This window comes from Bifidobacterium sp. wkB338, from assembly GCF_003688325.1.
In the GTDB taxonomy this organism is placed as follows: Bacteria; Actinomycetota; Actinomycetes; order Actinomycetales; family Bifidobacteriaceae; genus Bombiscardovia; species Bombiscardovia polysaccharolytica.
Window position 1 is genome coordinate 82,872 of the sequence record NZ_NPOR01000018.1, and the last position, 13,959, is coordinate 96,830.

Annotated in this window: 9 protein-coding genes; 3 read left to right on the plus strand and 6 right to left on the minus strand. The window is 62.5% G+C overall.

Annotated elements, in window-relative coordinates; genetic code table 11:
- The first annotated feature begins 49 nt into the window (after positions 1-49).
- Entirely contained in the window at positions 50-2,197 is a 2,148-nt protein-coding gene (locus CI603_RS04365; protein WP_121913181.1) for an alkaline phosphatase family protein, read from the plus strand.
- Here the strand turns inward: CI603_RS04365 and purD are convergent.
- The 6 genes from purD to purT form a co-directional block, all read right to left on the minus strand.
- Positions 2,194-3,465, minus strand: coding sequence for a phosphoribosylamine--glycine ligase (gene purD, locus CI603_RS04370; RefSeq protein WP_121913182.1), 1,272 nt, complete (start codon positions 3,463-3,465; stop codon positions 2,194-2,196). The genes CI603_RS04365 and purD overlap by 4 nt on opposite strands.
- 18 nt (positions 3,466-3,483) lie before the next feature.
- Entirely contained in the window at positions 3,484-4,533 is a 1,050-nt protein-coding gene (gene purM, locus CI603_RS04375) for a phosphoribosylformylglycinamidine cyclo-ligase (RefSeq protein WP_121913183.1), read from the minus strand.
- Between the two features lie 38 nt (positions 4,534-4,571).
- On the minus strand, positions 4,572-6,080 hold the full coding sequence (gene purF, locus CI603_RS04380) for an amidophosphoribosyltransferase (protein WP_121913184.1): 1,509 nt from the start codon (positions 6,078-6,080) through the stop codon (positions 4,572-4,574).
- 17 nt (positions 6,081-6,097) lie between these two features.
- Complete coding sequence (locus tag CI603_RS04385; protein WP_121913185.1) at positions 6,098-9,877, minus strand: phosphoribosylformylglycinamidine synthase; 3,780 nt, start codon at positions 9,875-9,877, stop codon at positions 6,098-6,100.
- A 79-nt stretch (positions 9,878-9,956) separates the two neighbouring features.
- On the minus strand, positions 9,957-10,709 hold the full coding sequence (purC, locus tag CI603_RS04390) for a phosphoribosylaminoimidazolesuccinocarboxamide synthase (RefSeq protein ID WP_121913186.1): 753 nt from the start codon (positions 10,707-10,709) through the stop codon (positions 9,957-9,959).
- A gap of 77 nt (positions 10,710-10,786) precedes the next feature.
- Positions 10,787-12,094 (minus strand): formate-dependent phosphoribosylglycinamide formyltransferase, encoded by a 1,308-nt coding sequence (gene purT, locus CI603_RS04395; RefSeq protein ID WP_121913187.1) that lies wholly within the window; start codon positions 12,092-12,094, stop codon positions 10,787-10,789.
- Positions 12,095-12,229: 135 nt separating this feature from the next.
- Here purT and CI603_RS04400 point away from each other — a divergent pair, with 135 nt between their 5' ends.
- Together CI603_RS04400 and CI603_RS04405 are read left to right on the plus strand one after the other, a co-directional pair.
- The gene (locus tag CI603_RS04400) at positions 12,230-13,282 is read left to right on the plus strand and encodes a methionine ABC transporter ATP-binding protein (protein WP_220702257.1); all 1,053 of its coding nucleotides are present in this window, start codon (positions 12,230-12,232) and stop codon (positions 13,280-13,282) included.
- Positions 13,279-13,959, plus strand: coding sequence for a methionine ABC transporter permease (locus CI603_RS04405; protein WP_045935580.1), 681 nt, complete (start codon positions 13,279-13,281; stop codon positions 13,957-13,959). The genes CI603_RS04400 and CI603_RS04405 overlap by 4 nt, the downstream gene beginning before the upstream one ends.

The following is a 13,959-nucleotide window of genomic DNA, read 5'->3' on the forward strand; positions in this document are numbered from 1 at the left end:
GGTATCGGTAAAGGCCCTTGGGCCCAGTCGCCAAAGTCAGGAGTAAGCGGTGAAGGATCGTAAGCGTCAGCCCGGCCGGTGGACATCCCGGATGCAGAACATGACCGGACGTCTTCGGGTGCGTGGGTGGGTCTACCTGCTCGCCTTCATCCTGATCGACTTCCTGTCAGTGGGCATCCTGCAGTGGGGGGTCTCCCTGAACAGCTCCCGCGTAGAGCTTTCCAACCCGCTGATCGGCTTCTGGGGCTTCATCTCGGCCATGTGGACCCAGCGTCGGTTCGTCCTGGTGCTCAACATGCTGGCTGTGGGCCTGGTCTACCTGGCTCTGGCCTACCTGACCAATCGATTCTGGGCGGCATCAGGGCTGATTCTGGCCATCTGCGCGATCATTGCAATCATCGAACGCTTCAAGGTGCGTGCACGGTATGAAGCCGTCCTGCCCTCGGATTTGGATTTCCTCCATGCCGATGCGGCCAACCTGGTCTCCTTCCTGCCGGCCCGGTCCCTGCTCATGATCGGGTTGGGAATCGTGGCTCTGGTTATTCTCGGAGTGCTCTGCTGGTTGGTGACACGGATGGATGCCCGTCGCGGCCGTCCGGTGGCCACTGGCAACAAGCCTCTGGGCGCGGGACTGCGTACGGTAGGGGTCCTGGTCCCGGCCCTGGTGGTGGCACTGTTCATGTCCACTGTGGGCACCTATGGCAGTCCCGCCTATCGCTTCTCGCAGTTCATGGGCGACATACCCTCCATGTGGGATTCTGTCTATGATGCCCAGCGCAACGGGGTCTTCGTGTCCTTCTCTCGGCAGCTGCGGCCAAAGGTCATGGACCAGCCCGCCGGATACAGCCGTGCCACCATGCAGTCTCTGGCCCACCGCTACCAGCGTTCGGCGGACCGCATCAACCGTGACCGCAAGTCCTATATGAATGAGTCCAGCCTGGTCTACATCCTCTCCGAGTCGTTCTCGGATCCCACGCGGGTGCCGGGCGTCGCACTCAACCAGGACCCAATGCCTCATATCAGATCCATCAAAGAGGGCACCACCAGCGGACTCATGCTCTCCTCCGGTTACGGCGGCGGCACGGCCAATCTGGAGTTCCAGGCCATGACCGGCCTGTCCATGGCCAACTTCGATCCCTCGCTGACATCCCCCTATCAGCAGGTCATCCCTCACTTGAGCTGGATACCCACGGTCAACCAGGCCTGGGGATCGCCATCCAAGTCCCTGGCCTTCCATCCCTATGAGTCCTCCATGTATTCCAGGGCCGAAAACTACAAGAAGTTCGGCTTCTCGCACTTCTACTCGCTGACTGGCCCTGACCAGATAGCCCACCAGGACCGCATCGACCGCAGCCAGTATGTCGGCGATCGCTCCGCCTATGATTCCGCCCTGGAGCAGATGGGTGACGACAAGGGTAACCAGTTCGTCGAGGTCATCACCATGCAGAACCATATGCCCTACAACGATTGGTATGACGATAACAACTTCTCGGTCAACTCCTCCGACCCCAGCAGGCCTCTAGGCGACGATGAGATGCAATCCATCCGCACCTACGCCAAGGGGGTCAGTCTGACCGATCAGGCCACCGCAGATTTCCTGAACAGTCTGGACTCCCAGAGCAAGCCGGTCACTGTGGTCTTCTACGGCGATCACCTGCCCGGTATCTATGGCACGGCCAGCTGGGACGAGCACAACTCCCTGGCCCTGCATCTGACCGACTACTTCATCTGGTCCAACAAGGCCTCTGATTCCTCGGGAGCACAGGTCAGCAACAGCGCATACTCCTCGCCCAACTTCTTCCAGGCCCAGGCGGCCGAGCACATGGGTGCCAAGGTCTCGCCCTTCACGGCTTTTCTGACCGAGCTGCACGAAAAGATCAGTGCCATTGAGCCTCCGGTGGCCAACCAGATCCAGGACTGGAACAGGATACCCGCAGGGCAGACCAACTATTTGGATGCCCAGGGCCAGCCCATGAACGCCCGTGACTTCGACCGGGCCACCCGGCAGCTCCTGAATGACTACAAACTGATCCAGTACGACATCATGGCAGGCAAGCACTACCTGCAGGGAACCGGCTTCACCACCACGCCCACCCGCCGTTCGGATGCCGCCCGGCAGAAGGCCAAGGAGCAAGCTCGCCAGGAGAAGCAAAACCGGGATAAGGACAGCGAGGGCTCGACCAGTTCGGCCAATTAGGCTTCCAGGCCGTGGTGGCCGATGTCGTGCCGATAGAAGAGGCCGGGCATCGACAATCCATCCAGCCGGTCATAGACTCGGCGGGCTGCCTGGGCCAGGTCGTCGCCTTGGGCCACAACCAGGGCGGTCCTTCCCGAAGAGGATGTCAGACCAGTTGAAGCCGAGCCGGACACTCCGGCATAGTAGGCTCTGAGGTCAGGCTCCGGAGCAATCAAGGGCACGGGCACCCCGGTCTTGGGATTGCTGGGATAGCCCTGGGCTGCCAGGACCACACCCAGGCGGTTGTGGGAGCTGTCCCAGGTGAATTGAGGCTCTCCGCCCTCCATCAGGGTGCGGATGGCCGTACCCAAATCGCTGGTCAGGGCAGGCAGGACTACCTCTGTTTCCGGGTCTCCCAGTCGTGCGTTGAATTCGATGACCTGAGGGCCCTGGTCGGTGACCATCAATCCCGTGTAGAGAACCCCGGTGAAAGGACTGCCTTCCTGGGCCAGGGCACGGACGGTGGGGGCGACGATGGCATCCAAAGCCTTTTGGGTCAGTTCCGGTCCGAACTGGGGCAGAGGGGAGTAGGCTCCCATGCCGCCGGTGTTGGGGCCCCGATCCCCGTCATAGGCGGGCTTGTGGTCCTGGGACAGTGGCATGGGCCAGAACCGCTCGCCCCGGACGAAGCACATGAGCGAGCACTCCTGACCCACCAGCTGATCCTCGATGACCACCTGGGCTCCGGCCTGCCCGAATTTATGATCGATGAAGATGGCATCCAGGGCCTGCATGGCCTGGTCAAGGTCGGCGGCCACCGTCACGCCCTTGCCGGCTGCCAGCCCGTCAGCTTTGATGACCACCGGTGCGCCGTGCGAGCGCACATAGGCCTTGGCTGTTTCCAGGTCATGGAAGACCGCATAGTCGGCGGTGGGGATCCCATGCCTGCGCATCAGGTCCTTGGCAAAGCCCTTGGATCCCTCGATGCGGGCCGCAGCCTTGGTGGGTCCAAAGGCAGGGATGCCGGCAGCTTGCAGTTCGTCGACCAACCCAGCCGTCAAAGGAGCCTCGGGTCCGACGAAGACCCAGTCGATTCCCAGTTCGCGTATTGCGGCGATCAGTTTTTCAGGCTGCGAGGAATCCTCTTGCAACAGGCTGATGCCGTCCGGCTCCATGCCCGGGTTGCCCGGGGCACACCAGACCCGATCCACTCCTGGCCCAGCCAGCAGGGTGGTGGCGATGACGTGCTCCCTGGCTCCCGACCCGATGACCAGTACCTTGTCCGCCATGATGGGCTCCTCTCGTTATTACTGACGACCGTCTTCGTTAAGGATGACCTGCTGGCCGTTTTGAGCACGTGTCACCCGTCCGATCAGGGTGTAGGACTCCTGCTCCTCATCCAGGACTGCACGGGCCTGGTCCAGCTGGTCAGGGGAGACGACCAGAACCATTCCAATGCCCATGTTGAAGATGTTGTACATCTCCAGATGGTCGACCCTGCCCATCTCCTCGATCATCGTAAAGATGGGCGGCACCTTCCAGGCATTCAGGTTGAAGCTGGCAGCCAGCCCTTCGGGCAGAATCCGTGGCACCTTCTCCACGAAGCCGCCTCCGGTGATGTGTGCAGCGCCCCTGAGCAGGCCGGAGGCGAAGAGCGGGCGCAGGGCCTTGACGTAGATTCGGGTGGGCGTCAGCAGTTCCTCTCCCAGGGTCCGTCCGCCAAGCTGGTAGGGCCGATCCTCCAGCTTCATGCCTCCCTGGTCCAGCAGGGCCTGGCGAATCAGGGAGAATCCGTTGGAGTGGACTCCTGAGGAGGGCAGGCCGATCAGCTGGTCGCCCTCTTTGATGGCCGAACCGTCCACCAGGGACTCCCGTTCGACCACACCCACGGTGAATCCGGCCAGGTCGTACTCGTCAGGCTGGTACATGTCAGGCATCTCTGCGGTCTCCCCGCCTACCAGTGCGGCCCCGGCCTGGACACAGCCGTCGGCCACGCCCTTGACCACCTGCTCCAGCAGAGCCGGGTCGTTGTGTCCGCAGGCGATGTAGTCCAGGAAGATCAGCGGTTCGGCCCCCTGGGCGATGATGTCATTGACGCACATGGCCACGCAGTCCTGACCGATGGTGTCATGGCGGCCGGCTTCCCGGGCCACCATCAGCTTGGTACCCACGCCGTCAGTGCCCGAAACCAGAACAGGATGGCGGTAATTGAGCGCAGACAGGTCGAAGTCGCCGCCGAAGCCGCCAATGTCTCCGGCGCCCGGCCTATGGGTTCTGGCCGTGTGGGAACGGATTCTGTCGATCAGTTCATATCCGGCCTCCACCGATACCCCGGCCTGCTCATATGCCTTCGGCATGGATGCCCCTTTCTCTGCGCTGTCTGTTCTGTTTTTCGTTAGCACTCATTGGTCTTCTGCCCCGACCCTGCAGGCATGTCAAGCCCGTAGGATCCCTTGGAGGCCTCCAGCCGGGTCCGGTCCTCTGGGGTCAACGAGGCCAGGAAACCCTGCTCATAGTCGTCAAGTCGCGTGGGATAATCGCCGTTGAAGTAGGCTACGCAGAGCCCTTGGTAGGGTGCGTCACGGCCCAGACCGATGGAATCCACCAGACCGTCCAGACTCAGATAGGCCAGGGAGTCGGCCCCGATGGCTTCTCTGATTTGCTCCACGGACTTCTTGGCGGCGATCAGTTCGGAGGTCCGTTGGATGTCGATGCCGTAGTAGCAGGGATACCGCAGGGGCGGGGAGGCGATGCGCATGTGCACTTCGCTCGCCCCGGCCTCCCGGAGCAGACGGACGATTCTGCGCGAGGTGGTGCCTCGAACTATGGAATCGTCGATGACCACCACCCGCTTGCCGGATACGACGCCTCGTACAGCGGCTAGTTTCATCCTGACACCCTGTTCGCGCATGGCCTGGCTGGGCTGGATGAAGGTGCGTGCCACATACTGGTTCTTGATCAGCCCCATCTCGTTGGGCAGTCCGGACGCCTCGGCATAGCCTGAGGCTGCGGACAAGGAGGAATTGGGCACTCCGATGACCATATCGGCGTCCACCGGGGCTTCGCGGGCCAGCCTGGCACCCATCCGCTTGCGGGCCGAGTGGACGTTGACCCCATAAATATTGGAGTCGGGCCTGGCGAAGTAGATGAATTCCATGGAACAGATGGACAGGCAGGTCTGATCGGTGTAGCGCTCGATGCTGTAACCCGAGTCGTCCACCCGGACGATTTCGCCGGGGCCGATGTCACGCACCAGCGTGGCGCCGACCAAATCCAGTGCGCAGGTTTCCGAAGCCAGGACGTAGGCCCCTCCTGGCAGCTGGCCCAACGAGAGAGGACGGAAGCCGTTGGGATCCATGGCTCCGATCATGGCATCCTCGGTCATGAGCAGGTAGGCGAAGCCGCCATGGACCTGGCGCAGGGCCTGTTTGAGTGCTGCCATGAAATCCTTTTCAGGACTGCGCCGGATCAGATGCATGAGCACCTCGGTGTCTGAGTTGGAATGGAAGATGGCCCCTTGATCCTCCAACTCCGCCTTGAGGCTGTCGCAGTTGGTCAGGTTGCCGTTGTGTGCCAGGGCTATGTCCCCGTCATGAAAGCGGAAGACGAAGGGCTGGATGTTCTCGATGGACCCTGAGCCGGTCGTGGCGTAGCGGACATGGCCGATGGCCCGGTCTCCGGTCAGCGGCGTCAGGCTGGACTCGTCCGGGAAGACCTGAGTCAGCAGGCCCAGGCCCCGCCGTCCGATCAGATGCCCCTGGTCGTTGGAAACGATGCCGGCACCCTCCTGGCCGCGGTGCTGCAGGGCATGCAGGCCGAAGTAGGTCAGCCGGGCGGCATCGGGGTGGCCCCAGACTCCGAAGATACCGCACTCCTCGTGAATGCCTTCAAGCTCCAACGACATGGTCTATGTCCTTTCCCCTAGGCGGCAAAGTAGTCCACTCCCGACTGGAAAAGCGGCTGCGGGCGGCCTCCGGGCACGTTGAGATACAGGTCGGGACCGCTGCGTTCCGTGTGGCCCATCTTGCCCAGCACCCGGCCGTCCGGGCTGGTGATGGCTTCGACGGCCATGTCGGATCCATTGGGGTTGACCAGCGGATCCATGGAGGGGTGGCCCTGTGCGTCTACATACTGGGCGGCCACCTGTCCTCGGTCAATCAGGGTACGCAGGAGGCCAGGCTTGGCCACGAACCGCCCTTCGCCGTGGCTGATGGGCATGGTGTGGATGTCGCCCACCCGGCAGGCGCTCAGCCAAGGGGAGCGTGTGGAGCTGATCCGAGTATGGACCAGACGGCTCTGATGGCGGCCGATGGTGTTGGCGGTCAGGGTGGGATCCTCGGGCGACCCAGTGACGATTTTGCCATAAGGGACCAGACCCAGCTTGATCAGCGCCTGGAAGCCGTTGCAGATGCCCAGAACCAGCCCGTCCCGGTCCTGCAGAAGCTCCTGGAGGGCATCGGCGACCTGGTTCGAACGCAGGAAGGATGCCACCAGTTTGGCTGAACCGTCGGGCTCATCGCCACCGGAGAAGCCTCCGGGCAGCATCAGTATCTGGCTGCTGTGGATGGCCTGGGCCAGACGGCGGGAACTTTCGGTTACGTCCTCGGCGTTCAGGTTGCGGATGACCACAGTCTCCACCTGGGCTCCAGCGTCCCGGAAGGCCCGTGCAGAGTCGAACTCGCAGTTGGTGCCGGGGAAGACCGGCATGACCACCCTGGGTCGGGCGGTCTTGGCAGTCCCTTTGGTTCTACGGGTTGCTGGCCTGCCGGGCTCACGGTCGGTGCGGCCGATGGTCGGCACCGGGTCGCCTTGGCCTCGGTATGGGAAGATGGATTCCAGACCCCTGGCACGGATTTCCTCAAGCTCAGCCAGATCCAGATCCTCACTGCCACAGCGCAGGCGGTAATCCTCCCGTGTGTGCCCCAGCAGCTGCAAATGCAGACCGGAATCCTGAATGAACAGGGGCTCTGGGCCTGAGGTCTCCAGGATGAAGCTCCCATAGGCTGGACGGAAGAGCGCAGATATGGCAGTGTCTGATGCCAGATTCAGCCCGATTCTGTTGCCCAGGCACATCTCCATCAATGACTGGGCGATGCATCCGTAGCCCGGAGTGGCTGCAGCATCCACCAGGCCCTGGCTGATCAGCGCCTCCACCTGGTCCATGACGGCCCTCAGGCTCTCCGGATCGGGCAGCAATCCGTCCTCCTGATATTCGGGCGTCAAAAGGTAGACCTGCCGGTTAGGGGCCTTGAACTCGGGAGAGACCGCATCCTTGGCTCGCCCCAGGGCCACGGCAAAGCTGATCAGGGTGGGAGGCACGTCCAGGTCCTCGAAGCTGCCGGACATGGAGTCCTTGCCGCCTATGGCACCCACGGAAAGATCCAGCTGGGCCTGGAGGGCTCCCAGGACGCCGGCCACCGGCAGACCCCAGCGCCGGGGGTCGGCGCCGGGCTTGGGGTAGTACTCCTGCAGGCTCAGGTGGGCCCGGGAACGGCTGAAGCCGCTGGCCACCAGCTTGGCCAGGCTCTCGACCACGGCCAGGTAGGCCCCGGTGTAGGGATCCTGGCTGCTGATCCATGGGTTGAATCCCCAGGCCATGGCCGAGGCGGTGGTGGTGTGTCCATCCACCGGCAGCTTGGCCACCATGGCCTGGGCCGGAGTCAGCTGCCGTGCTCCGCCGAAGGGCATGAGGACGGTGCCCGCGCCGATGGTGGAGTCGAACTGCTCGGCCAGACCCTGCTGGGAGCAGACGTTGATGTCTGCAAGCAGGGCCCTCATGCGCGCGTCCAGGCTGCCCTGGACTTCGAATGGGGCATGGTAGGGAGCTGGAACCGCCACCTGGGCATCGGCCTCGTGAGGGGCGCCGTTGGAAGCCAGGAAGGATCGGGGGATGTCCACGATGGTCTCTGATCGCCAGGTCATCCGCAGACGGGGTTCTTCGGTGACTTCGGCGATGACGGTGGCTTCGAGGTCCTCCTGCCGGGCGTAGTCGATGAAGGCGGGCGCGTCTTCGGCAGCCAGGGCCACGGCCATGCGCTCCTGGCTCTCGGAGATGGCGATTTCGGTTCCATCCAGCCCCTTGTACTTGAGCGGCACCCGGTCCAGGTCCACGTTCAGTCCGTCGGCAAGCTCGCCTACGGCCACGGCGACGCCGCCGGCTCCGAAGTCGTTGCAGCGCTCAATCAGCCTGGCTGCCTCCGGGCGGCGGAAGAGGCGCTGAAGCTTGCGCTCCTCGGGGGCATCGCCCTTCTGCACCTCGGCTCCGCAACGTTCCAGGCTCTCTTCGTTCTGGGACTTGGATGCTCCGGTGGCACCGCCGATTCCATCGCGGCCGGTTCTTCCGCCCACCAGGATGATTAGATCGCCGGGTGCAGGCCGACGGCGGATCACATGGTCGGCCGGGGTGGCTGCCACCACTGCGCCCACCTCCATCCGCTTGGCTGCATAGCCGGGGTGGTAGATCTCCCGAACCTGTCCGGTGGCCAGCCCGATCTGATTGCCATAAGAGGAGTAGCCATCGGCGGCCTGACGGACTATCCGGCTCTGGGGTAGCTTGCCCGGCAGGGTCTGATTCAGAGGCTGGCGGGGATCCGCTGCCCCGCTGACCCTCATGGCCTGGTAGACGTAACCTCTTCCGGAAAGAGGATCGCGGATGGCTCCGCCGATGCAGGTGGCGGCACCGCCGAAAGGCTCGATCTCGGTGGGGTGATTATGCGTTTCGTTTTTGAAGAGAAAGAGCCAGTCCTGATCCTGGCCGTCCACGTCGACCTTGGTCCGGATAGTGCAGGCGTTGACCTCTTCGGACTGGTCCACGTCGTTCAGGATGCCTCGCTTCTGCAGGTACTTGGCTCCGATGGTGGCCATGTCCATCAGGCATTCCGGTCGGTCCTGGCGGCCCAGCTCTTCACGGATTGCCCGGTAACGTTCCAGCGTGGCGCGGGCTCGGGGATTGTCCGCCTTAATTCGCTCCAGCTTGGTATTGAAGGTGGTGTGCCGGCAGTGGTCGGACCAGTAGGTGTCGATCACTTTGAGCTCGGTCAGTGTGGGGTCTCGCTTTTCCTGACGGTAGTGGTCCTGGCAGAAGCGGACATCCGGCAGATCCATGGCCAGATCCAGCTTGTCAATCAGCGCTTCGAGTCCAGGATCGGCCAAATCGCGAAATCCGTCCAACACGGGCACTGGATCAGGATCCTCGTCAGGCATGGCCAGGGTCTTGGGCTGCTCCAGCCCCACCACCCGTGAGTCGACTGGATTGACCAGGTAATTGCGGACGGCTTTGATCTGCTCGGCATCCAAATCGCCTTCTAGCAGGTAGACGGTGGCCGTGGCAACCAGGGGGCGGGCGCCCTGGCCGACCAGCTGAACACATTGGGCTGCGGAATCGGCTCGCTGATCGAACTGACCAGGCAGGGGGGCCACGGCGAAAAGCATGGGGGAGTCCAGTGGCGGCAGGTCCTCGTCACCCTTCATGCGCAGGGCCTGCTCCAGTCGGGTGGCCACCAGGTCAGTCTGGGGCTGGGCGAAGACCGTGGGCAGGCAACGTTTGAAGAGGTCCTCGTCGATTCCCTCCAGATCGTAACGGTTGATTATGCGCAGGCCAGTCAGCCCTTGCACGCCCGGCAGGGTGCGAAGCTGTTCGGCAAGCCTATCGGCGGCCTGGTCAAAGCCCCGCTTTTTCTCGGTATAGACACGGAAGAGCACAATGGATCCTTTCGCGATGGACTGGTTGGGGACCAATGAAAAACCCGGAGGCGATATGCTCACTTCCGGGTCGACCGATTCAGCTGTTCGATTGGCTTTCGCGCTCCTCCAATTCGGTAAGCCCATCCAGAATGGTTTGATAAGCCGGAATGATGCTGCCCAGGTCCCTGCGGAAGAGGTCCTTGTCCAGGTGGGTGACCTGGCCGTCATTATTGTTGCTGATAGCCCAGAGCCTGCAGGTGTCGGGGGTGATCTCGTCGCCAAGAAGGATGATGCCCGAACTGGTCTTGCCCATTTCGATCTTGAAGTCCACCAGCTCCACATTGATGGCGCGGAAGATGCCGGTCAGCGCCCCGTTGATCTCCCGGGTCTTAGCGGCGATGATGTCCAGATCCTGCTCAGTGGCCAGTCCCAGGGCCAGAATGTCGTCCCGGTTGATAAACGGATCATCAAGAGGATCGGACTTGTAGAAGAATTCCAGCACCGGCTGCTTCAAGGCGGTGCCTTCCGCAACCCCGTACCGTTGGGCGAAGGAGCCAGCGGCCCGGTTGCGCATGACAATCTCCAGGGGGAACATGTCCAGCCGACGGTTGAGCTGTTCGGTGTCCGAGATGCTGCGTACGAAGTGGCTGGGTATGCCCCGGCGGGCCAACAGGGAGAATATCACCGTGGTGATCCTGTTGTTCAGTCTGGCCTTGCCTTCGATATTGGCCTTCTTGGCCCCGTTCCCCGCGGTGGCCTGGTCAGTGTACTCAACCCAGAGTATGTCTGGATCATCCGTCTCGTACAGTTTCTTGGCTTTGCCTTGATAGCGCATTCCCAACTTTTCCACTGTTCGCCTTCCTCGAGTTTGTTGCGAATTGGAAACTTCTGCACTGCTTGGGACACGACCACCATAGCAAGCCCGGGTTACATCCCCGCGCCCACCCGGGGTTTCAGATCTTTGACCACGGCTTCGGCACGTTCGGTGGCGGTCTGCAGGTCAGGACCCAGGGCCAGGACTACGCCCATGCGACGCTGACCATGCACTTCCGGCTTGGAGAAGATGCGCAGATCAGTGCCTGGGTGATCCAGGGCCTGCGGCAAACCTTGGAAGCTGACCGGTCCCTGGCCCCTGACCAGGATGGGACGGCTGACCGCGCATGTCCCCTCCGGCAGACTCAAGGCCAGATCCTCCTGGTGGACTGGAACGCCCAGGATGGCCCGGGCGTGAAGGTCGAACTCGGTCAGCCGCTGGGAGATCATAGTCACCATGCCGGTGTCATGGGGGCGCGGCGCTACCTCGTTGAAGAGCAGCGAGCCGTCGCGCAGAACAAAGATCTCCACTCCGTAAATACCCCATCCGGTCTCGCCACTGCGACGGGCCAGGGAGGTCATGGCCTCAACCAGCCGGGTGGCCATGTTCCGGGCCTGCTGCAAGATCTCGGTATTGAGCTCCGCCGGTTGCCAGGAGAGCCGGTAGTCCCCGTCCTCCTGCCGTTGGCCGATGGGTGTGCAGGTGGCAACGCCGGCAGAGGAAGCCACGGTCAGAACGGTCAGCTCATGGGCCAGGGGAGCCAGAGCCTCCACGATGACCTCGGCTTTGCCCTGATGTTTGGTGGCTGCCCGGCCCTGGGTCAATGCAGAATTCCAGGCTTGCGGCAAGCCCTCCTTGCTCCGTACCAGGGTCTGTCCGTGGCCGGAGGAGCTCATCAGGGGTTTGACCATGCATGGGTAGCCAACCTGGTCCGCCGCGCTGGCCAGTTCTTCGGGGGAGTCGGCGAATCGGTAGGGGGTAGTAGGCAGGCCCACCTGCTCGTGGGCGAAGACGCGCAGAGCCCGGCGGTCCATGCACATGGCCGCCAGGGGGGCGGCAGGCACCACCTGGATGCCCCGGGCCGCGGCACCGACCAGGCGGTCTGTGGCAATGGCCTCCACTTCAGGCACGATCAAATCGGGCTGGACCTTGTCGATCAGGTCCTCCAGGGCCTGCGGATCGCTCATCTTCACCTGATAGCCGGCATGAGCCACCTGGGTGGCCGGTGCGCCGGGATATGAGTCCGCCGCACCCACCCAAGCTCCCAGCCGCATAAGGCTGATGGCAATCTCACGGCCGAGTTCGCCGGCCCCTAAGAGAAGGACTCGTGTGGGTCTTGGACCCAGAGGAGAGCCGAACGGTCGCTCCCCAGGATTGATAGTGTTGATAATCCGCTGCTGACCGGATGCGCTCATACCCATATTCTGCCACCGACCCGTAGACCAAGCAGGTGAATTATCGATACATGCCTATAAACGACATCTATAGAGGCCTGCTTGTCCACTGGCCGCCGGGACGATTACCATGTCATGCAGTCGACCAGGGAAGGCGGGAACGTGAGCGAGCGGACACCGGCGGTGCGGATGGAGCACCTGACCAAGACCTATCACAGCGACGACGACGAAGACAAGACGGCCCTGGCCGACATCGATCTGACCGTCGAAACTGGGGACATATTTGGCATCATAGGACTGAGCGGGGCGGGCAAGTCCACCCTGGTCCGCTGCATCAACGGGCTGGAGGATTATGACTCGGGCAGCGTCAAGGTCCGTGGCCGCGAGGTCAAGGACCTGGCTCCGGCCGAGCTCAGGGACTTGAGGCGTCGTACGGGCATGATCTTCCAGCACTTCAACCTGATGCCCTCCAGGACGGTGGCTGACAATGTTGGCCTCCCTCTGCGGGGGAGTGGCCGTGACCGTGCGTCTCGACGGGCCCGCGTGTCTGAGCTTCTGGAATTGGTGGGACTGACCGAGCTGGCCGACCATTATCCCGCCGAGCTCTCCGGCGGCCAGCAGCAGCGGGTGGCCATCGCCCGAGCCCTGGCCAATGAGCCGGATATCCTGCTCAGCGACGAGGCCACCAGCGCACTGGATCCGACCACCACTCGCTCCATTCTTCAACTGCTGCGTGATCTGCATGACCAGCTGGGCATCACTGTGGTCATGATCACTCACGAGATGTCGGTCATCAGGCAGATCTGCAACCGGGTGGCAGTCATCGATAAGGGCGTCATCGTGGAGCAGGGCAGGGTCTTCGACGTCTTTGCAGACCCCAAGGCCCAGCTGACCAAGTCCTTCGTTGCCACCACCTCCAACCTGGACAAGGTCAAGGATCTGATGGCCGCCGATTCGCCTCTGGTGGCCCTTGAACCCGGACAGATCCTCATGCGCATGTCCTATGTCTCCAAGGAGGTCTCCGAGGCCCTGGTCTCCACCATCAGCCGTCGCTACAACCTGGACGTCAACATCATCTTCGGCGACATCGATGTGGTGGAGGGAGCGCCCCTGGGCGGACTGGTGGTCAGGATGGGCGGCGACCCTGAAAACATCCACCAGGCCATGGAATACCTGCGCTCTCGCAACATCGGAATCGAGGTTCTCAAGTCATGACGTCCCTGCTTACCACCTGGTTCCCCAACGTCATGAGCCGGCTGCCGGAGTTCTTCAGCAGCATGGTTCAGACCCTGGTCATGGTCGGCGTCTCCGGGGTGATTTCCTTCCTGTTTGCTCTGGTCATCGGGGTGGGGCTGATCATCAGCCGACGTGACGGCATCCGCCACAACGGCCTGGTCTTCACCATCCTGGACAAACTGATCGATCTCTTCCGCTCCATCCCCTTCATCATTCTGGCTGCGGCCCTGGTGCCGGTGACCAGGATGCTCATGGGTACGGCCATCGGGCCCAAGGGGGCGATTTTCCCGCTGGTTGTAGGCATCACTCCTTTCTTCTCCCGGCAGATCGAGTCGGCCCTTGCTGGTCTGGACCCCGGCTATGTTGAGGCGGCGGAATCCATGGGCATGACCACCTGGCAGATCATCTGGCACGTCTACCTGCGTGAGGGCATCCCCTCAATCATCCGGGTGACCACCATCACCATCGTCAGCCTGGTGGGCGAGACCGCCACCGTGGGCATCGTGGGCGGCGGCGGTCTAGGTGACTTTGCCATTCGTCTGGGCTACCAGCGATCCATGAACGACGTGACCATCGCCACCATCATCGTGCTGGTCATCTTCATAGCCCTGATCGAACTGTTCGGCCGGCTTCTGGCCGAGGTCGTCGAACACTGA